The organism is Brachybacterium sp. AOP29-B2-41 (assembly GCF_052378395.1).
In the GTDB taxonomy this organism is placed as follows: domain Bacteria; phylum Actinomycetota; class Actinomycetes; order Actinomycetales; family Dermabacteraceae; genus Brachybacterium.
Genome location: NZ_JBQSXR010000019.1, coordinates 16,956 through 37,137 on the forward strand (window position 1 = coordinate 16,956; position 20,182 = coordinate 37,137).

Below are 20,182 nucleotides of genomic sequence, written 5' to 3' on the forward strand. Positions count from 1 at the left end.
TGCGGCTGCTCGGTTCAGGCGATCTCGCGCTGGCGCATGGCGCGCTGTGCCTCGCGCAGATCCTGCTTCTCCCGCAGGGTCTGGCGCTTGTCCCATTCCTTCTTGCCGCGGCCCAGGCCGATCACGACCTTCGCATGCGAGCCCAGGAAGTACATCTCCATCGGAACGATGGTGAAGCCCTTCTCCCGTGACTTGCTGGCGAGCTTCTCGATCTCCTGCTTGTGGAGCAGGAGCTTGCGCTTGCGGCGGGCGGCATGGTTGGTCCAGGTGCCCTTGACGTAGGGAGCGATGTGGGCGTTGTCCATCCACACCTCACCGCCCTCGATGTAGCAGTAGCCATCGATCAGGGATGCTCCACGATCGCGCAGCGACTTCACCTCGGTACCGGTCAGGACGATGCCTGCTTCCCAGGTCTGGTCGATGTAGTAGTCGTGGGTGGCCCGCTTGTTCGAGGCGATGCGCTTCTTCGGGGGGCCTTCCTCCGCAGCGGCCTTCTTCGCCGCAGCCTTCTTCGCCGCCATCGGGGGGTCCCTCCTGCCATTCGTCGTGGTCTGTGCGTGCTCCGGCCACCCCTGGCGACCGGACACCCCAGCTTACGCGGTGGTCATCGCCGGTCGCGAACGCTTTTCGCAGGCAGCGGACACCGCTGACACCGTCCGTGGCCCTCCCGTGAGCCCGTGAGCCCGTGAGCGGGCGCCGGGGCTCAGAGGTACTTGCCGGGGTTGACGGCGTTCCCGTCCTCGTGGATCTCGAAGTGGAGGTGGCAGCCGGTCGAGGAGCCGCTGTTGCCCACATAGCCGACGGTGGTCCCGGCAGAGACCTGCGCACCGACCGGCTGGGCGTAGCCCTGCAGATGGTGGTAGGAGCTGGTGATCAGGCGCCCGTTGTGGATGCCATGGCTGAGGATGATCTTGTTGCCGGCGCCGCTGTTGTAGGTCCTGGCGATGACGCGGCCGGAGTGAGTTGCTCCCACCGGGACTCCGCAGGCCGCCGGGAAGTCGACCCCGGCATGGAGTTTCCGGGTGCCGTAGATCGGGTGCACGCGCCAGCCGAAGTTCGAGTTCAGCCGGGCGTTGACGGGATAGATCCAGCCGCCGCCGGTGTCCGCCGAGCTGCTCGAGGAGCCTCCCCCGCCGCTGCTGCCGCTACCGCTGCTGCTCTGCTTCTCGCGCTCCCGCTGGGCCCGCTCCTCCTTCTCCCGCTCCTGCTGGGCGAGCTTCTCGATCTCCCCGTCCAGGGTGGTGCTGCGGGTCTCCAGGGTGGTGGTGTCACCCTCATACTTCGTCTTCTGCTCCTCGAGGGTGTCCCGCTGGGTCTTCTGCGTCTCATAGAGCGCATCGAGATCGATCTTCGCCTGAGACGCCACTTCCTCGGCGGTCTTGGTCCGTTCGACGGCTTTCTCGGCGTCGATCTTGAGCTGCTTGATCTCCTCGCGCACAGCGGTGAGGCGCTCGGCGGAGTTCTCCGTCACCACCTGATCCGTGCGGAGGGTGTCGAGCCGGGTGCCCTGGGAGGCCATGGTGATCCGGTAGTTCATCGACCGGTCCACGGCATCCTGCGGGGACTGGTTGCCGAGGTAGATCGTGGAGGGGTTCGGTATGCCGCCGCCCTTGTAGGCGGTCAGCGCCACGGTGGCGAGCTCGCCGCCGCTGCGCTCCACCTCCTCTTTCCCTTCCTCGACCTCTCCCGAGAGGCGCTGCTCCTCCTTCTGCGCGGTGGTCAGGCGTTCCCCGATGATGCGGTCATCCTCGCGCGCTTCCTCGAGCTCGGCCTGGGCGAGCTCGAGGTCTTCCTGCGCCTGCGGGATCAGCAGCTCGGTCTCGGCGAGCGCGAGGTAGGTCTCGGCGAGCTCGGTGTTGACATCGTTCAGCTCGATCCGGAGGTCCTCGAGCTTCTGATCGATCACGGAGCGCTCGGCGATCTTGTCTTCCTTGGTGCCCTCGGCCGAGGCTGGGGAGACCGGCATCATCAGCATCGGCAGCACCATCAGGGCTGCGGCGAGCATGCAGAGGGGGCGGCGCAGGATGCTCTGGGACATGCTCACACCTTCAGATAGCGATTGAGGGAGACCACCGAGGAGGCGATCGAGAGCGCGGCTCCCAGCACGATCAGGAGAGGCGCGGCCCAGACCAGATCGGCGGGGCCGACGGTGATGAGCTGCTCGCCGAGGGTGGGTGCGAGCCAGCCCTGGACGATGTAGTGCAATCCCAACCAGAGCATGCCGGAGGCGATGACGCCACCGATGATCGCCGCGACCGCGCCTTCGAGCAGGAATGGGAGGCGGATGAAGAGGTTCGAGGCACCGACCAGGCGCATGATCGCGATCTCTCGACGGCGGCCCGCGACGGACATCCGGATCGTGGTCGCGACCAGCAGCAGGGCCGCGATCAGCATCAGCACGGCGAGGCCAAGGGCGAACATCGTGGACTGGTTCAGCACGTCGATGAAGGGCGCGAAGGCCCCGAGCAGATCCGTGACCTCGTCCACCCCGTCCCGGCCTTGGAAGAACTCGACCACGGCCGCGGAGTCGTCGGCGTTCTCGAGGGTGATGTGGAAGGAGACCGGCATGTCCGCGGCGGTGAAGTTCGAGACGAAGCTCTCCCCGGCGAACTGCTCCTGGTAGATCGCGAGGGCTTCGTCCTGGGAGCGCTCGGTATAGGAGGCGACATACGGGGAGAGCACATCGCCCTCGAGCGCCTCGCGCACGGAGTCGATCTGGGCATCGGTCGCCGCACCGCCGGCACAGGAGGCAGCAGTGGAATGGGGGGAGCATAGGAAGATCGTCACCTGGGACTGCTCGACCAGGGTCGACTTCATGTCCATGATCTGCTTCTGCATCAGCGCGCCGGTGCCGACGAAGGTCAGCGAGACCGCGGTGACGATCACGACGGAGATGACCATGGCGATGTTCCGCCACAGACCGGTGAGGATCTCCCCGAGGATGTACCGCGCCCTCATCGGAGGTCCTCCTCGTCGTCCTCGGCGAAGGGGTCCTCGTCCTGGGCCCGCAGTGCTTCGCGCTCGTCGATCAGCTCCTCCTCGAGGATGTCCTCGGCAGGGGTCTGCGTCTCGGGGGTGTCACTCTCCGCGACGGTCTGAGTCGCAGGAGTCTGTTCCGGGGCCCCGTCCCAGTCGGCCACCAGGTCGGCGTCCTCCAGCGGATGCTCCTCGCGGTAGGACGAGTCGTCGGGAAGATTCCCCGAGATGACGCTCACCGGCGCCGGGGTCTCGTACCCTCCGCCTTCCTCGTCACGCACTACCTGGCCGCCGACCATCTCGACCACTCGGCGCTGCATCCGGTCCACGGCTGTCCGGTCGTGGGTGGCCATCACCACTGTGGTGCCGCGCTCGTTGATCTCGGTCAGGAGGTCCAGGATCCCCTCGGCGGTGGAGGGGTCGAGGTTGCCGGTGGGTTCGTCGGCCAGCAGGATCGAGGGCCGGTTGACGTAGGCCCGCGCGATCGCGACGCGCTGCTGCTCACCGCCGGAGAGCTCATGAGGCAGTCGCCTGCCCTTGTCCTCCAGGCCCACCATCTCGAGCATCTCGGGCACCAGGCGGCGCACCACCTTGCGGGGCGTGCCGATCACGGCGAGCGCGAACTCGATGTTCTGGTAGGCCGTCTTGGAGGGCAGCAGGCGGAAGTCCTGGAACACCATGCCGATGTCGCGGCGCAGCGAGGGGACCTTCCACGATGGGATGCGGGAGAGGTCCTTGCCCGCCACGTAGACCGTGCCGCGGGTCGGTGCGACCTCTTTGAGCACCATGCGCATCAGAGTGGATTTCCCGGAGCCGGAAGCTCCCACGAGGAACACGAATTCCCCGCGGGTGAATTCGAGGTCGAGATTCTCCACGGCGGGGTGCTGTCCACGCATGTACGTCTTGGTGACGTCGTCGAAGCGGATCACTGGTGCCTGTCACATCTGGGGGAAGTCGTGCTCCTCCAGCGTAGGGGCGCAGGGCCCGGAATCGACGAAGGTGCGGACAGCATCCTGGTCAAAACCTGGTCAAGTGTGGGTGCCTCTGGTCACGCTCGGGCATTCGATCATTCCGGTGCTTGATCGCTCAGGGACTCGATCGCCCCTGTGCCCGAGCACTCAGGCGCTCAATCGTCCCGGTGCCGGAGCACTCAGGCGCAGGCGCTCGATCGTCCCGGCGCCGGAGCGCGTGGCATCCGTTCGCTCAGGCGCTCAGCTGTGGGACTTGTTCTGCTCGGCACGCCAGCGGATGCCGGCATCGATGAACTCATCGATCTCGCCGTCGAACACGGAGGAGGGGTTGCCCTCCTGGTATTCGGTGCGAAGGTCCTTGACCATCTGATACGGGTTCAGCACGTAGGAGCGCATCTGGTCGCCCCAGCTCGCCTTCACATCGCCCGCGAGCTCCTTGCGCTCGGCGGCCTCCTCGGCCTTCTTGAGCAGCAGGAGGCGGGACTGCATGACGCGCAGCGCCGCAGCTCGGTTCTGGATCTGCGACTTCTCGTCCTGCATGGAGACCACGGTGCCGGTGGGCAGGTGGGTCATGCGCACAGCGGAGTCCGTGGTGTTCACGGACTGGCCGCCGGGGCCGGAGGAGCGGAACACGTCGACCTTGAGGTCGTTCTCAGGGATCTCGATCGCGTCGGTGGACTCGATCAGCGGGATCACCTCGACCGCGGCGAAGGAGGTCTGGCGGCGGCCCTGGTTGTCGAAGGGGCTGATGCGCACCAGGCGGTGGGTGCCGCCCTCGACCGAGAGGGTGCCATAGGCGTAGGGCGCGGAGATCTGGAAGGTGACCGACTTCAGCCCGGCCTCCTCCGCGTAGGAGGTGTCCATGACCTTGGAGGCATGGCCGTGGCGCTCTGCCCAGCGCAGGTACATGCGCATGAGCATCTCGGCGAAGTCCGCGGCGTCGACACCGCCGGCGCCGGCGCGGATGGTGACCACCGCGTCCCGCTCGTCATACTCGCCGGCGAGCAGCGTGCGGACCTCGAGCTCGTCGAGGGTCTTGTGAATGCTGACCAGCTCGTTCTCCGCCTCGTGGAGGGTGTCGGCGTCGTCCTCCTCAGCGGCGAGCTCCACCATCACCTCGAGGTCCTCGATGCGGGAGGAGAGCTCGCTGATGCGGCGCCGCTCGGACTGCGCGTGCGAGAGCGCGGAGCTGACCTTCTGGGCATTGTCGACGTCGTCCCACAGGTCCTGCGCGGACGCCTGCTGCTCGAGGTCGACGATCTTCGCGTCGAGCGCGTCGATGTCCGTCACCTGCTCGATCGAGGACAGGGTCGAGCGGAGCTGGGGGATCTCTACGGAGAAGTCGATGGAAGCCACGACGTCGGAGTCTACGGCAGGGGGCTGGACATGCTGCCCGATGTGCGGCAGATGGTGCTTGCTATATGGCGGCGGCCCGGCGCCTGGGGACGCTCAGTCGCGGGACGACGAGGTTCGCTCCCCCGCCCCTGCCAGCCAGATGCCGAGGTCGCGCCCCACCTCGGCAAGCAGCTCTTCACCGTCCTCGAGAGCACGCTGGAGCGAGCCGGCCCGCGACGTGAGATCCCACGCCTCGAGGATTCCGGCGTCGCGGAGCTGCTCCGGGCTGAGGGTGATCGCGCCGGCCACCGCGGCGACGTCGAGGCCGCGCTCCCGGGCACGGCGGGCGACCTCGGCCGGGCCCTTGCCGTGCAGCGTCTGGGCATCGAGCTTCCCCTCGCCGGTGACCACCACGTCCGCCTGGTCGAGCAGTGCGTCGACGCCGACCAGCTCGAAGACGGCATCGGCTCCTGAGCGCTGGACGGCGCCCAGCAGGAACAGGGCGAAGCCGGTCCCGCCGGCGGCTCCGGCCCCGGGCTGATCGCGGTGGATACGGGCCGGATCGAGGATCTGGGCTGCGGCGGTGAGCGTCGCGTCCGCCCGGCCGACGTCCTCGGGGTCGAGACCTTTCTGGGGGCCGTAGACGGCAGCCGCTCCGTCGGGACCGAGCAGCGGGTTGGTGACGTCGTTCGCGGCGACGAGGGTCACGCCCTCGAGGGCTTCGAGTGCCGGGGCGAGATCCGCAGAGGCGAGGGTTCTCACGCCGGCGAGTCCGGCACCGATGTCGGTGCCGTCCGCCTGGAGGAGATGAGCACCCAGGCCCTGCAGCAGACCGGCACCGCCGTCGGTGGAGGAGCTTCCGCCCAGGCCGACCAGGATGGTGCGGGCGCCTGCGGTGATCGCGGCACGGATCAGCTCGCCGAGGCCTCGGGTGGAGGCGGTGTGCGGTGCGAGCTCACCGTCAGGGAGCGCCTGCAGGCCGACGGTCTCGGCGAGCTCGAGCACCGCGACGTCGTCCTGGAGGGCCCAGCGGGTGGTGCGGGGCCGTCTCGTGGGGCCGGTGATGGAGGTGGTGTGCTCGGTGGCTCCGGCGGCGAGCGCGGCATCGACGGTGCCGTCGCCGCCGTCGGCGATGGGGCAGGAGAGCACGCGGAGCTGCGGGGCTGTCTCGGTGATGCCGCGGCGCAGCGCGTCCACCACCTGAGCGGCGCTGAGAGTGCCCTTGAACTTGTCCGGGGCGAGCAGCACGGTGCGGGTGGTGGTCATCGGGCGCGAGCCTCTCCTTCGACGGTCAGTGGGATGGCGGTGCCGGTCCCTCGCGTGAACCATCCTGCCAGGGGCGGGTGGGTGCGGGCGGAGATGACCACGTGGACGGTGCCATCTGCGTCCACGGAGACCTCCGCAAGCTGGATGCTCCCGGTGCTGGCGGTCTCGTGCGGGTAGTCGCGCAGGTGCGCCTCGGCGGCGGCGCGCGCGGTGCTGCGATGGATCGCGGCCCCGTCACCGGCGACGTAGAGGCGTGCGGGGTCGACGGCCTGGGCTGCGGCGAGCGCTGCGCTGTCCGCAGCGTGCTGGAGCCCGTTGCGCTCGAGCTGCACGCCGGTGATCGCGGTGCCGACGGCGATCACCATGAGCACCACGACCAGCACTCCGGTCGTCAGGATCGTCATCGATCCGCGGGCATCCCGCAGGCGATCCCGCAGGGCAGCGAGGAGACGGCGCATCAGCGGCCTGCCCGGTGCTGATCGACCGGCACCGCATGCGAGGCCCCGACGGCGACCGGCCCGGTCTCGCCGAGGATCGGACCGAGCCCGGGGACCGGGACCGGGATACGCACTCGCACGCTCACCGTTCCTCCCGGGGAGGCGCAGGGATCCTCGCTGCAGCTGATCGTCGCCACCTCCGTCGCGGGCAGGCCATGATCCTCGAGGATCATCTCGGTATGGCGGGCGGCGCGGTGGGCTGCTCGCTCGGGATCGGTGTCGGTCGCGTGGATCCGTGCCACGTCACGGGAGATCGTGTCCGCCGCGAAGACAGCGGCTTGGACATTCCCGAGGGTGAGCACGAGATAGAGGGTCGGGATCAGCAGAGCTGCCGAGAGCACGACGAATTCCACCAGTGCATTGCCTTCCTCCTGGCCGAGCGCATCGCGGATCGGTGCTCGGCCCGGAACTCGGCGCGGGATCGTCATATCGAGTCCTCATCCAGTGCCCGTCCTTCGACGGACAGCGTCCCTCCGGGACCGAACAGCCCGACCAGTGGCAGAGTTGCCGAGACGTGGACGTGGATGGTTCCGTCGGGTTCCTGGCTCGCGGTCGCCGCGGCATCGAGCCCGTCGCCGAAGCGCTCTGCGATCAGCCGTTCAGCACGGTCGGCCCCGTCCTGCGGCGTCGAACCCACCAGGGCTGCGTGGTGAGCGCCCTGGACTGCAGCATCGACCAGAGTGTTCCGGGTGTGGACGATCAGCGCCGCCTGGATGATCAACAGCCCGATCATCACGATCAGCACGGCGACCATGGGGAACTCCGCCACTGCGGCCCCATCGTCTGCTCGCAGCTTGCGCTCGAGGTGGCGCAGGCCACCCGGGCGGTGCTTCGGTCGGCGGCGTGCTGTGTACTCCGCTCCCGATGCTCGGGGACCCTCTCTGATGCTCCTCATGAGGATGACTCTCGAAGTGCTGGTCGGATCAGAGGCTGCCGCCGAGGAACGGCGCCATCGCATTCTCGAAGATCTGCACGATCTGGTCTGAGGCGACGGCCCAGAGTGCGACGACGATCCCGGCGGTCATCAAGGTGATCAGCACCCACCCGGGGACGTCGCCCCGGTCGGAGCCGAGGCGCGCCATCAGCCGCTGGCGGAGAGACCGCCGAGGCGCCTGTTCCGGCATCTGGGCACCAGTTCGCGAGGCGCGGCGGGTGCGATGGAGTGTGGTGCGGTGGACAGTCATATCGGCCTCCTCGGCAGATGGTGCGGAGCGAACTCCGGCGTGCAGGTCGGGTCGGGTCGGGTCGGTTCGGTTCGGTTCGGTTCGGTTCAGGTCGAGTCTGGTCGGGTCACGTCAAGCCCGTCGGGAACGACGGAATGGGCGGGTGGACTGGTCAGAGGCTGATCTCCAGGACGGCGAGGCCGGGGAAGATGGCGAAAATGATGACCAGCGGCAGCACGAAGAAGACCACCGGAACGAGCATCATGATCTCGCGCTGTCCGGCCGTCTCCATGAGGTCTCGCTTCGATCCTTCGCGGGCATCCTGGGCCTGTGCACGCAGCACCTCGGCGAGCGGAGTGCCGCGCTCGATGGCGATCGAGACCCCTTCGCCGAAGCGGCTCAAGGAGTCCAGAGGTGTGCGGGAGCCCAGGGAGGCGAGCGCCTGGGAGACGCTGGTGCCGGCACGGATGTCGGCGACGGTCGCTGCGAATTCATCGGGCAGCGCTCCCGAAGAGGTACGGGCCACGCGCTCCATGGCGGCGATCGGGCTCTCGCCCGCGGCAACCGCCAGGGCCAGCAGATCCGCGACGGTCGGGAACTCGCGCGCCATCCGAGCTGCCCGATGCTTGATCTCCACCCCCAGCAGGTAATCGCGCAGCAGCACTCCGAGCAGCGTGCCGAGAACCACGATCGTGAAGCCGAGCAGCGGGCTCGTGCCACGCAGCCCGATCGCCAGGACGGCCAGGATGACACCGATCACCATTCCGGCGGCACCGAAGATCACCTGTTCGATGCGGAAGGAATCTGCCGAGGTGCGCCGACCTGCGAGACGCAGGCGACGCTCGAGCTGCTCGGGACCACCGGTGAGCCGTTCGAGCACGCTCAACCCTTGAACCGCGACTGGTCCCATCAATCTTTCCAGCACGATCCGTGCCTGGCTGGTCGCTCGCGGCGCGGCGAACAGCGATGCCGACCGGGAACGACGGAGATATGGATCGACCCGTGCGGCGAGGTCCCGCGAGCGTAGCCATGGCAGCTGCCAGGCGAGGAGGGTGATCCCCACCCCTAACAGGAGGCCGAGCACGATTCCCGAGATCGCGGTGACGGAGCCGTTCATCGCAGCACTCGCTCGTCCTGAGGAAGCCTGGCGATCAGCAGCATGATGCGATACGCGACCAGGGAGACGGCCGCTCCGACCATGATCACGATGAGTCCCGTCCCCGAGTCGTAGGCCTGGGCCGCCTCGGGACGCGTCGCCATCAGACCCAGCACTATCCAGGGCGCGCCGAGCGCAAGCCGCGCCGCATTGACGGTCCAGGACTGCCTGGCCTCCAGCTCCGCGCGGGTTCGGGAGTCTTCACGGAGGAACGCGGACAGCGTGCGGAGCAGGCCGCCGAGATCTGTGCCGCCGACATCCCGGGTGATCCGCAGCGCCTCGACGATCCGGTCCCCCACGGGATCCGCAAGGCGAATCTTGAGCCGATCGAGGCAGGATGCGAAATCACCGCTGGCCTGGTAGTCGAGGGCGAACTCCGCGAAAGCTGGTTGCAGCTCCTCAGGCCCCTTACGGCTGAGCTGGACGAGAGCTTCCGGGAGCGACAGTCCGGCACGGACCGCTGAGTTGATGTGGTCGACTGCCTCCGGCCAGACCTCGCGCATGGCGGTGGTGCGACGGCGCGCCGCCGAGCGCAGCACGAGCACCGGAAGCGCGGAGACGACCACTCCGATCGTCAGCGACGGGACTACCGCGCTGGAGATCGCCCAGAGGACTGCCGCCACCACCACTCCCAGACCGGCACTGAGTGCCGGCACCGAGGCGGGCGGAACCGTATCGAGCCCGACCTTGATCAGATCATCGCGAAGTCGATCCATCGCCCGGGCGACGACCCCTCGGCGGCTCGTGCTGCCCTCCTGTTCCCACATCGACCACCAGATCGCAAGCAGGCCGAGTCCCGCGATCAGTCCCAGGAAAGCTCCATCACTCATGCCGCCAGCGCCTGCCCCAGCAGTGCCGTCAGGTCGAATCCGGCACGGGCGAAACGCTCGGGATGAGGCGGATGACCGTCACCCCGCACCAGCCGATCCCCGCGCTGCGAGAAGACATCGGAGATCTCGATCGTCTCGTCCTCCACCCGACCGCTGAGCCCGACGATCTCCCGCACCCGGCGACGACCATCCGCGAACATGTCGAGGTGGACCACCAGGTCGATGGCGCTCGCCACCGTGGGGACCACGAACCTGCTCGACACGTTCTCCCCGGCGAGCAAAGGCAGCGTGCACAGCTTCGTGACGGCATCGCGTGCCGAGTTCGCGTGGATCGAGGCGAGGCCGGGCAGCCCGCTGTTCAACGCGATCAACATGTCGAGGCTCTCCGCCTCACGGACCTCACCGACGATGATCCGGCTGGGGCGCATGCGGAGCGCTTCCTTCACGAGCCTTCGCATCGAGATCTCCCCGGTGCCTTCGAGGTTCGCCTGACGGGTCTGCATCGCCACCACGTCGCGGAGCGCGAGGTTCAGCTCGAAGACCTCCTCGATCGTCACCACTCGCTCCCGAGCACCGACGGATTGTGCCAAGCAGCGTAGGAAGGTGGTTTTTCCGGCGCCTGTCGCCCCTGACGCGATCACGTTGAGCCCGGAGGCGATCGCGGCGTCGAGGAAATCCGCGGCCTGCTGCGGAAGGGAGCCGAGGGCCACCAGACCCTGCAGGTCATATGCCTTCGCCACGAACTTTCGGATGTTGATCGCCCAATGGGTCCGAGTCACGCTGGGGATCACGACATGCAATCGCGACCCGTCGGGCAGCAGCGCATCCACGAAGGGTGTGCTCATGTCGAGCCGGCGGCCGCTGCTGACCAGCATCCGCTCGACGATGCCGCGCACCTCGGTATCGCTCAGCACGACGGTGGTCAGCTCGCTGCGCCCGTTCCGCGCGACGAAGACCTGCGAGGGCGAGTTCAACCAGATTTCCTCGATGCCCGGGTCGTCGAGCATCTCCTGCAGCGGGCCGAAGCCGCCGATCCGGGCGGCGATCGTCGCGACCATCGTGTCGTCGTCGCGCAGCACCGGGACCTCACCCGAGGAGGCGCGCCGATCGTAGTCGGAGATCACCTCACGGATGAAGGGTTCCAGCTGATCGGCGTGCACATCGAGCCCGCGACGGCGTATCAGCTCGCGCGATTCGCTCTCGATGATGGTGGCGGCGTCCATCCATTCCCCTCCCGGCTCCGACCGACCGGTTGCCCCCACAGTTGTGAGGTGACGCACGTCGCGTCGTCTCCGCCACTGTAGGGGGAACCAGCCGCCACCGCTCGTCACTCTCAGTGATTGTGGACAACTCTCCCTGCTCCCGCTCATGGCAGGATGACAACTGTCCGCGAGTCAACCGATCCCAGGAGCTCCCCATGGCCGACTCCGCAGCCAAGGGCGACGACGCCCCTTCGATGTCCGGCACCACCGTGAAGTACATGGCCAAACGCGTGCTCACCGAGTTCCTGCGCGATGGCGGCACGGATCAGGCCGCGAAGCTCACCTACTTCATGGTGCTCTCGATCGCCCCCACCCTGCTGGCGCTGTTCTCGCTGGCCACGCTGCTGCTGTCCGGGATCAAGGATCAGATCGCTCAGCTCATCAAGGACGCGATCTCCTCCGGGGCCGGCGGCAGCGGGATGGAGGTCGGCGGAGCGGTCGACTCGACGCTCGACTCCCTGATGGGCTCCTCGACCGGCGGCACGGTCGCGCTGATCATCGGTATCGCGACGGCTCTGTGGTCCGCCTCGGCCTATATCAAGGCGTTCGGACGGGTCGCGAACCACATCTACGAGGTGCCCGAGGGTCGCGGTCCGATCCGTATGAACGGCACCATGCTGCTGCTCACGATTGCGATCATCCTCGGCATCCTGCTGGCGATGGTCTCGTTCCTCCTCAGCGAATCCCTCGTGGAGGGTCTGCTGGGCCCGATCGCCTCCACCATCGGCGCACAGGGTCTGCTGACCTTCCTCCTGGATTCCTTCCTGCCGATCTGGGCGTGGGCCAAGTGGCCGGTGATCCTGGTGATCGCCTTCGCCCTGATCTCGGTGCTGTACTGGGGCGCGCCCAACATCAAGAAGCCCTTCCGGTTCATCTCCCCCGGCGGGGTGTTCGCGATCCTCGGCATCGCCGTCGCTGCAGTCGCCCTGTCCATCTACATGAGCACCGTCGCCGGCTACTCCAGCTACGGCGCCATCGGCGGCATCATGGCCGTCCTGTTCGCGCTATGGGTCATCAACATCGTGATCATCATGGGCGCCGAGGTCGATGCCGAGTACGAGCGCGCCCGCGAGCTCGCGGCCGGCAAACCCGCCGAGGACTCCCTGGCCCTGCCGATGCGCGAGACTGCTGGCGCGGAGAAGGCGGAGGCCAAGCACGAGAAGATCGTCGACGAGGGTCGAGACATCCGGCTCCAGAACCTCCACCACGACTCCGAGGCGTACACCGGCGAGGATGCCCGCCTCACCCCGCGCCACGGCGTGCCCACCGTCGATCCCGACACCGACGCGACGGATCCGCGGCCGAAGGACACCTGAGATGTGCGGGCGCTTCGCCTTCTTCCAGGAGATCGAGCCGCTGGTGGACGACCTCGGCGCCGTGGACCTCACCGATCCGCATCTGCGCAGCCGCTGGAACATCCCGCCCACCGCTCCCATCCACGTGGTCACCGAATCGATCGACAAAGAGACCGGCGAAGTGCTGCGAGCGCTGCGGGTGGCACGCTGGGGACTGCTGCCCCCGTTCGCGAAGGAGGCCTCGTTCTCCTCCCGGACATTCAACGCCCGCCGCGAGACCCTGTCGGAGAAGCCCAGTTTCCGCGGGAGCCTGGGCCGATACCGCGCGATCGTCCCGATGGACGGCTACTACGAGTGGGTGCGCGGCGAGAAGGGCACCCGCAAGCAGCCGTACTTCATCGCCCCGGCGGATGGCTCCGCGCTGTACATGGCAGCCCTGATCTCCTGGTGGAAGGGTCCGGGATCTCACGAGGGCCCCGCCGCGAGCGAGGACGGCCGCTTCCTGCTCAGCGCCACGATCATCACCCGGGAGGCGACCGGAGAACTCGCCGAGATCCACGACCGCACCCCGGTGATGCTGCGGCGTGATCAGCTCGATCCCTGGCTCGACACGGCGATGGACGACCGCCACGCCGCCCAGGAATGGATCCTGGACGACACTCACCTGCTGGTCGACGCCACTCTCGCCGTCCGCGAGGTGGATCCAGGCATCGGCAAGGTCGGCAATGAGGGCCCCGAACTGCTGGATCCGCCGCAGACCCTGCTCTGAGCAGCGTCTCGACTCACACTTCACCACCGCGCAACGCACCGCGCCGCTCCGTTCCGCACCGCTCCGCTCTGCACTGCACTGCACTGGGCTGTTTCTGCACGGTTTCCGCACGGCTCCGACCATGGCCTCACATCACCACCCCTGGGGCGACGACCACCGGCGCAGATCCGACCGCGGTCTGACGCGCCGGGCACCGCAGCGCCCGTACCCTCAAGGCCATGACCAACGGTTCCGAGCATCGGACGGACGCACCCGGCGGGCGCGTCCGCTTCCGCGACCCGTTCCGCTGGATCATCGAGAATCCCGGCACCGTCGACCTGATCGGCTTCGGCGGCGCCTCATTCCTGGCCCTGCTCTTCTCACTGTGGACCGGATCCATCGGCTGGTGGACCCTGTTCACCGTGCCGATGATCGCCGCCGGAGCGCTGTGCCGGGTGCGGCCGCTGCTCGGCGTGCTGCTGATCGGCGGGCTCGCAGTGCTCCATCTGCTGGTGAACGTCCCGGTGGTCATGGGCGACATCATGACCTTCTACGCGATGTTCTGCGCCGTCGCCTACGGCAGGCCCGTCGTGCACGGTGTCGGCGTGGCCGCAGGCATGCTCGGCGTCTTCGCACAGGCCACGTTCTGGGCGATCGACGCCCTGCGCAGCGAGTACGGCGGGCCGATCGAGGCACTGATCAGCTTCTTCGGCCTCGGCCTCGTCGGCACCATCACCATCGTCGCGGTCTGGGCGCTGGCCAACCTGCAGCGGGCTCGGGTGCGACAGCTCGCCCTCACCCGTGACCGGGCCGAGCAGGCCCTCCGCGAGCGAGAGCAGCGCACCGCCCTCGCGGTGGCCGCCGAGCGCGCCCGCATCGCCCGTGAGATGCACGATGTGGTCGCCCACTCCCTCTCGGTGATCATCGCGCAGGCGGACGGCGGCCGTTTCGTCGCCGCGCAGAAGCCGGAGAAGGCCGCCGAGGTGCTGGCCACCATCGGGGAGACCGGTCGAGCGGCGCTGGCCGACATGCGCTCCCTGCTCGGCGTGCTGCGCCAAGAAGATGAGACCAGCTTCGGCCCGCAGCCGGGCACGGAGATGCTGGGCGACCTGACGGACCGGGTGATCGCGGCGGGGCTTCCCGTCGCTCTGGAGATCAACGGATCGCTGGACGGCCTTCCCCATGCGCTCGGCGTGTCCGTGTTCCGTCTGGTCCAGGAATCGCTGACCAACGTCCTCAAACACGCAGGCCCCGGCGCCAGCGCCGCCGTGCGGATCACCCGCGCCCCTCAGCAGCTCATCATCGAGGTGCTCGACGACGGCCAGGGCACCGACCCATCCTCCGACGGCCAAGGGCACGGCCTGACCGGGATGCGGGAGAGGATGTCGGTGTTCGGGGGCACCCTGCAGGCCGGTCCGCTCCCCTCTCGCGGCTACCGGGTCCGTGCCACCGTGCCGCTGACCGGATCCTTGGAGCCGCTGGCCGCCCGCACCGCCTGGTGACCGCGTCGGTCCCCGTCCCTTCACCATGTCCTCCCTCCACCCCGCCCGTCCCCTCTGCGAGTTCCCAGGAGAGCCCCGATGAATGATCCCCTCGACCGACCGCTGCGCATCGCCCTGGTCGATGACCAGCCGCTGGTACGCGCCGGCTTCACGATGGTGATCGGCTCGCAGGACGACATGGAGGTCGTCGCCCAGGCCTCCGACGGCGTCGACGCCGTCGAGGCGCTGCGCGGCCGCACCGTCGACGTGGTCCTCATGGATGTGCGCATGCCGCGGATGGACGGCATCGAGGCCACTGCCCGGATCCTCGAGCAGGCTCCGGCGGACCGCTCCCCGAAGATCATCGTGCTGACCACCTTCGATCTCGACGAGTACGTCGTCTCTGCGATCCGGGCCGGTGCCAGCGGCTTCCTGCTCAAGGACGCCCAGCCCGAGGACCTCCTGGGAGCGATCCGCACCGTCCACCGCGGGGACGCCGTGATCGCCCCGTCGGCAACTCGCCGCCTGCTGGAGCGCGTGGTCCGCGCTCCCGATCCGCAGGAGAAGGACACGGCGGTCCTGGAGCCGCTCACCGAGCGGGAGCGAGAGGTGCTCACCCTGATGGGTCGAGGCTTCTCCAACCGCGAGATCGGGGCGGAGCTCTTCGTCGCCGAGGCGACCGTGAAGACCCACGTGGGCCGCGTTCTCGCCAAGCTCGGCGCCCGGGACCGGGTCCAGGCCGTGATCATCGCCTTCGAGACCGGGCTGGTCGCCCCCGGCGCCAGCTGACCCCGCCCCTCCCACCGCCGCCGCTCCAACCGTCGGTATCAGCCCGCTGCGTCGCGGCATCAGACCCCGGTATGACGGCATCAGCGCTCCAGGTCGTTCCAGACCTCCGACAGCGCGACCACAGGCTGACGCGGCAGCATCCCCCGCCACGGGATCATCGATCACGACCGCTTACCTCCTCGTGAAGGACTCCGATGACTTCCCAGCCACTCGCCGTGCCCTCCTCCGGCGGCACCGCCGCTGCGGCCCCTGCACCGCCCGCCATCACCGCCCGCGCCGTCACCCGCACCTACGGCACCGGGGCCGGGATCGTGACCGCTCTGGATGCCGTGGACCTCGAAATAGCCCGCGCGGAGTTCACCGCCATCATGGGCCCCTCCGGGTCTGGGAAGTCCACGCTGCTGCACACCCTGGCGGGACTCGACGACGTCGACCACGGATCCATCAGCATCGATGGCACCGAGATCACCGCGCTCGGCGATGACGCCCTCACCAAGCTCCGCCGGGAACGCATCGGCTTCGTGTTCCAGTCCTTCAACCTGCTTCCGATGCTCACCGCCGAGCAGAACATCCTGCTGCCCCTGGAGCTGGCCGGGAAGCGCGTGGACCGCACCTGGTTGGACACCATCACCTCCGCCTTCGGGATCACCGACCGGCTCTCCCATCTGCCCTCGCAGCTCTCCGGCGGTCAGGTGCAGCGCGTCGCCATCGCCCGCGCCCTGGTCACCTCCCCCGCCGTGGTCTTCGCCGATGAGCCCACCGGCAACCTCGACTCCCGCACCACCGAGGAGGTCCTGGAGTTCCTGCGGCTCTCGGTGGACCAGTTCGGCCAGACGGTCGTCATGGTCACCCATGAGCGGGACGCCGCCGAGCGCGCGGACCGCATCATCACGCTGGCCGACGGCCGGATCGCCCGTGACGAGGATCTGCGGGGCGAGCGCTGATGGCCCTGCGCACTCCGGTGAAGCTCACTCCGCTGCGAAGGCACCTCGCGGCCGTCGTCACCATCGCCCTGTCCTGTGCTTTCGTCGCCGTGATGGTGCTGGCCGGGAACCTCATGCAGGCCTCGTTGCGCTCACAGGCCTCCCAGCAGTACGAGGGCGCGGACCTCGAGATCGTTCGCCCGCTGACCGATGAGCAGTGGATGACCGAGGCGCCGCTCGAGGCACCGCAGGTCGAGGGAGCCGACGCCGTGTGGCCCCAGCTGCAGGAGTACTTCGAGCTCACCTCCGCGGAGGGTGACAGCAGTTTCCTCTCGCTCTCCCTGCTGCCGCCGGGGCAGCCGGAGGCAGACTCCATGCAGGAGGGCGTCCTGCCCGCCTCGAGCACGGAGATCGTGCTCGACACCGCCGCGGTGGAACAGCTCGGCGTCGACCTCGGGGACACCGTCACGGTGCCGGCCGAGTGGACTCCGAGCAACCAGGAGCTCCCGCTGACGGTCGTCGGCATCGCCTCCGCCCCGCAGGGTGCCGTCTTCGGCGGCACGCCACGGGTGCTGATCTCCGAGGCCACTGCCGTCGACCTGCTCGGGCCGAATGCCGGCACCATCACCGAGACCTGGCTCGCCACCGTGGCCGAGGGCACGGACCCTGCCGCTGTCGCATCCGCGGCGACGACGGACGACCAGAGCGTGCGCACCGTCGAGGAGGCCGAGGACGCGGCCGCCGGGCAGTTCCTGGGCGACTTCGCGGCCCTGGGGATGGTGCTCGCCGTCTTCGTGGTGATCGCCCTGTTCACCAGCGCCGTGGTCATCGCGAACACCTTCGCCGTGACCATCGCCCAGCGCACCAGGAGCCTGGCGCTGCTGCGCACCCTCGGGGCGACGCGCTCGCAGGTGCGCGGCGTCGTGCTGCGGGAGTCGCTGAGCGTCGGCCTGATCGGTGCCGCGGCGGGCATGATCGGCGGGCATCTCCTGGTGCAGCTCGCACTGGCGATATCCGCCGGCGTCGGCTGGCTGGACGGCGTGATGCTGGTGCCCTTCAGCCTCTGGTCCCTCCTGCTGCCGTTGCTCGCCGGCGTGGCGATCACGCTGCTCGCGAGCCTCGCCCCCATGCGGTCGGCCACCAGGGTGGCACCCCTGCAGGCGCTGCGCCCGGTCCCTCCCGCGATACATCACGGCATCGGCCTGCGAGGTGCCCTCGGCCTGGGCGCCGTCATCCTCGGCATCGCCGTCATGGCCGGAGGCACCGCCCTGGCCATGAACGGCAACGCCACGATCGGCATCCTGCTGGCGATGCTCGGCGGCGTGGTCAGCTTCACCGGCATCCTGCTCTCGCTGGTCGTCCTCACCCGGCCCCTCTCGGCCCTCGTCGGCCGCATCATGGGCAGGGTCGGCGGACTCCCGGCGCGGATCGCGAGCGCGAACGTCGCCCGCAATCCGCGGCGCAGCGCAGCCACGATCGCCGCCCTCCTGATCGGCACCACGCTCATGACGATGATGGCCGTCGGAGCCCGCACCGCCGAAGCGACGCTCATCTCGGAGCTCGATTCACGGCGCCCGATCGACATGGTCATCTCCGCCGAGGAGGTGCCCGATGATGCCTTGGAGCAGGTCCTCGCCCTGGATGGCATCGACACCGCCCAAGAGGGGAGCCGCGGGGACATCCAGGTGGGCGTCCCCGAGCCGATGACCCTCTATGGCATCTCCCGCGATGCGGTGCGGGAGACCTCGCACCGACCGGGCATGGCCGATGAGCTCGTGGACGGCGTGGTGCTGCTGGGTCAGGAGCGCTCCGAGCGCTTCGGCGTCACCGATGGTCAGATTCTTCAGGTCGAGGGCGCCGACGGCGCTGTGCACGAGCTGCGGGTCCAGATCGATGCCAACCTGCAGCTGTCCTTCGTGAGCCCGGCGACGTTCGAGGAGATCGTGGGGGACGAGGCCACGACGGCGATCTTCGGCGACTTCGCCGATCCCGGCACGCCCGAGCGGGAGGGTGTGGAGGCTCTCGACCTGGTGGGAGCTGTCGACGAGGTGCTGATGGGCGAGGGCTTCTCAGAGGCCTCCGCCGACTTCGGCGGGATGGAACGGGAGGCCTACGGCCAGATCCTCACCATCCTGCTGGGGATCACCGTCGGCCTGCTCGCAGTCGCCGTGCTCGTGGCCCTGGTGGGTGTCGCCAACACGCTGAGCCTCGGCGTCATCGAGCGCACCGGGGAGAACGCCCTGCTGCGAGCGCTGGGCACCACTCGCGGCCAGATGCGCGCGATGCTCGGCTGGGAGGGTGTGCTGCTGGCGCTGGTCGGTGCGGTGCTGGGCATCGTGATCGGCAGCGCCTACGGGATCCTGGGTATCAACGCCCTGCTGGGGTCCGCGTATCCCGTCACGATGACGATCCCGTGGGGGCAGGTCGGCCTGGTGCTGCTGCTGGCCAGCATCGCCGGTGCTCTCGCCTCGGTTCTCCCCGGGCGCACCGCCGCCCGGACGGCACCCGCCGCGGCACTCGCGGACAACGAATGAGCCGCTGAGGGGGCTGCAGAGGTCCCTACGCTGAGGTCCCTGCACAGTCCAGGCCCTGCTCCGGAGTGCTCCGGGGCAGGGCCTGGGCTGTGTCTGGGCTGTGCCCCTCTGTTCTCTCACCGCGGGTCGTCGTTCGCCGCGGGTCGTCGTTCACCGCGCGTCGTCGTTCTCTCCTCGAGGGTCGGCCGCTGCTCGCTTCGGAGGCTCGCCGCCACCGCTCACGGCTGCGCGGCGCAGCGGCCAGTCCTCAGTCGCCGCGGTGCGGCAGGGGTGTGGAGTGGACCAGTCGAGTCAGCAGCACGAACAGCGTGATCGCGAGGATCAGTGCGAGGGTGCCCTGCCAGTACATGGAGGCGTTGAGCATGCTCGCCCCCACCAGGGCCTGGAAGAGCTGCCAGGTGATGCCCCATCCGAGTCCGAAGCGGCCCCTGAGGAGGATCGAGCGCGCGGCCAGTGCGAGCAGCAGCGCGAACAGGAGCAGGAAGACCCCGAGGCCTATCCCGAGGCGGGTGTGCAGGCCGCCGCCGGCGACCACGACGAAGCAGTAGGTGGCGGCCGATGCGAGCAGCAGCGCCTCGATGCCCAGCAGCAGGGCGACGATCGGGCGGCTGCGAGGGCTCGGATCCGGGCCGTCCTCAGATCCGCGAGCGCGGTCGTCTCGAGAGCCTCCGCGCGTGGAGGTATGGGATTCGGTGGGCATGAGGGCACTGTAATCTCCGCGCCTGTGCCGGGACGTCACCTCCCCGGCCTCGTCATTCCTCGAGCCCGCCGACGCCCGCACAGGCAGCTTCTGAAGCACCTTCCGCACCCGGATGCAACGCCTTCGTGCCCGGCATCACGCCTGCTGCGGCCCGGACTCAGACGGTGTGGGAAGTGCCACCAGGCTTGCCCATCCTGGCCCTTGTCGAGTTCCCGACCGCCCCAGAGAATGGAGATCGGCTCGTCGGGCTGATGGA

20 protein-coding genes are annotated in these 20,182 nt (G+C 68.7%); 6 read left to right on the top strand and 14 right to left on the bottom strand.

Translation table 11 applies throughout. From position 1 onward, the window contains the following. Window positions 1-14 precede the first annotated feature (14 nt). The 13 genes from smpB to ACT3T9_RS15785 all read right to left on the bottom strand — a co-directional run bounded on the left by smpB (window position 15) and on the right by ACT3T9_RS15785 (window position 11,417). Complete coding sequence (smpB, locus tag ACT3T9_RS15725) at window positions 15-521, bottom strand: SsrA-binding protein SmpB (RefSeq protein WP_299306216.1); 507 nt, start codon at window positions 519-521, stop codon at window positions 15-17. 182 nt (window positions 522-703) lie between these two features. Beyond that, window positions 704-2,038 carry a peptidoglycan DD-metalloendopeptidase family protein gene (locus ACT3T9_RS15730; protein WP_441443248.1) on the bottom strand — a complete coding sequence of 445 codons (1,335 nt, stop codon included), beginning with the start codon at window positions 2,036-2,038 and terminating at the stop codon, window positions 704-706. Between the two features lie 2 nt (window positions 2,039-2,040). Next, window positions 2,041-2,958: a permease-like cell division protein FtsX gene (ftsX, locus tag ACT3T9_RS15735; protein WP_441443249.1), complete on the bottom strand. Its 918-nt coding sequence runs from the start codon at window positions 2,956-2,958 to the stop codon at window positions 2,041-2,043. Then, window positions 2,955-3,905 carry a cell division ATP-binding protein FtsE gene (gene ftsE, locus ACT3T9_RS15740; RefSeq protein ID WP_444607006.1) on the bottom strand — a complete coding sequence of 317 codons (951 nt, stop codon included), beginning with the start codon at window positions 3,903-3,905 and terminating at the stop codon, window positions 2,955-2,957. Before ftsE ends, ftsX begins: the two co-directional genes overlap by 4 nt. 282 nt (window positions 3,906-4,187) lie before the next feature. Beyond that, window positions 4,188-5,303: a peptide chain release factor 2 gene (gene prfB, locus ACT3T9_RS15745; protein WP_441443251.1), complete on the bottom strand. Its 1,116-nt coding sequence runs from the start codon at window positions 5,301-5,303 to the stop codon at window positions 4,188-4,190. Window positions 5,304-5,396: 93 nt separating this feature from the next. Further along, window positions 5,397-6,548, bottom strand: a complete 1,152-nt coding sequence (locus ACT3T9_RS15750; protein WP_442331763.1) for a glycerate kinase — start codon at window positions 6,546-6,548, stop codon at window positions 5,397-5,399. Continuing rightward, window positions 6,545-6,952, bottom strand: a complete 408-nt coding sequence (locus tag ACT3T9_RS15755) for a pilus assembly protein TadG-related protein (protein ID WP_442331764.1) — start codon at window positions 6,950-6,952, stop codon at window positions 6,545-6,547. Before ACT3T9_RS15755 ends, ACT3T9_RS15750 begins: the two co-directional genes overlap by 4 nt. Window positions 6,953-7,005: 53 nt before the next feature. Beyond that, window positions 7,006-7,473 carry a hypothetical protein gene (locus tag ACT3T9_RS15760; RefSeq protein WP_442331765.1) on the bottom strand — a complete coding sequence of 156 codons (468 nt, stop codon included), beginning with the start codon at window positions 7,471-7,473 and terminating at the stop codon, window positions 7,006-7,008. After that, window positions 7,470-7,940 (bottom strand): TadE/TadG family type IV pilus assembly protein, encoded by a 471-nt coding sequence (locus tag ACT3T9_RS15765; RefSeq protein WP_444502084.1) that lies wholly within the window; start codon window positions 7,938-7,940, stop codon window positions 7,470-7,472. Before ACT3T9_RS15765 ends, ACT3T9_RS15760 begins: the two co-directional genes overlap by 4 nt. Before the next feature lie 28 nt (window positions 7,941-7,968). Next, window positions 7,969-8,229 (bottom strand): hypothetical protein, encoded by a 261-nt coding sequence (locus ACT3T9_RS15770; protein ID WP_441443256.1) that lies wholly within the window; start codon window positions 8,227-8,229, stop codon window positions 7,969-7,971. Between the two features lie 151 nt (window positions 8,230-8,380). Continuing rightward, window positions 8,381-9,325, bottom strand: a complete 945-nt coding sequence (locus ACT3T9_RS15775; RefSeq protein ID WP_444601049.1) for a type II secretion system F family protein — start codon at window positions 9,323-9,325, stop codon at window positions 8,381-8,383. Beyond that, entirely contained in the window at window positions 9,322-10,194 is an 873-nt protein-coding gene (locus tag ACT3T9_RS15780; protein WP_441443258.1) for a type II secretion system F family protein, read from the bottom strand. Before ACT3T9_RS15780 ends, ACT3T9_RS15775 begins: the two co-directional genes overlap by 4 nt. Continuing rightward, complete coding sequence (locus ACT3T9_RS15785) at window positions 10,191-11,417, bottom strand: CpaF family protein (protein WP_444607007.1); 1,227 nt, start codon at window positions 11,415-11,417, stop codon at window positions 10,191-10,193. Before ACT3T9_RS15785 ends, ACT3T9_RS15780 begins: the two co-directional genes overlap by 4 nt. A gap of 194 nt (window positions 11,418-11,611) precedes the next feature. Here ACT3T9_RS15785 and ACT3T9_RS15790 point away from each other — a divergent pair, with 194 nt between their 5' ends. The 6 genes from ACT3T9_RS15790 (at window position 11,612) to ACT3T9_RS15815 (ending at window position 19,226) form a co-directional block, all read left to right on the top strand. Further along, window positions 11,612-12,772, top strand: coding sequence for a YihY/virulence factor BrkB family protein (locus ACT3T9_RS15790; protein ID WP_444607008.1), 1,161 nt, complete (start codon window positions 11,612-11,614; stop codon window positions 12,770-12,772). Window position 12,773: 1 nt separating this feature from the next. Continuing rightward, on the top strand, window positions 12,774-13,520 hold the full coding sequence (locus ACT3T9_RS15795; RefSeq protein ID WP_444607009.1) for an SOS response-associated peptidase: 747 nt from the start codon (window positions 12,774-12,776) through the stop codon (window positions 13,518-13,520). 218 nt (window positions 13,521-13,738) lie between these two features. After that, window positions 13,739-15,001 carry a sensor histidine kinase gene (locus ACT3T9_RS15800; RefSeq protein WP_441443262.1) on the top strand — a complete coding sequence of 421 codons (1,263 nt, stop codon included), beginning with the start codon at window positions 13,739-13,741 and terminating at the stop codon, window positions 14,999-15,001. A 78-nt stretch (window positions 15,002-15,079) separates the two neighbouring features. Next, on the top strand, window positions 15,080-15,769 hold the full coding sequence (locus tag ACT3T9_RS15805; protein ID WP_444591995.1) for a response regulator: 690 nt from the start codon (window positions 15,080-15,082) through the stop codon (window positions 15,767-15,769). 194 nt (window positions 15,770-15,963) lie between these two features. Further along, window positions 15,964-16,713 (top strand): ABC transporter ATP-binding protein, encoded by a 750-nt coding sequence (locus ACT3T9_RS15810; protein WP_441443264.1) that lies wholly within the window; start codon window positions 15,964-15,966, stop codon window positions 16,711-16,713. Next, window positions 16,713-19,226 carry an ABC transporter permease gene (locus ACT3T9_RS15815; protein WP_441443265.1) on the top strand — a complete coding sequence of 838 codons (2,514 nt, stop codon included), beginning with the start codon at window positions 16,713-16,715 and terminating at the stop codon, window positions 19,224-19,226. The genes ACT3T9_RS15810 and ACT3T9_RS15815 overlap by 1 nt, the downstream gene beginning before the upstream one ends. Before the next feature lie 247 nt (window positions 19,227-19,473). On the opposite strand, the gene ACT3T9_RS15820 is transcribed toward ACT3T9_RS15815, so the two are convergent. Beyond that, window positions 19,474-19,926 (bottom strand): hypothetical protein, encoded by a 453-nt coding sequence (locus ACT3T9_RS15820; protein WP_441443266.1) that lies wholly within the window; start codon window positions 19,924-19,926, stop codon window positions 19,474-19,476. Window positions 19,927-20,182: the final 256 nt, after the last annotated feature.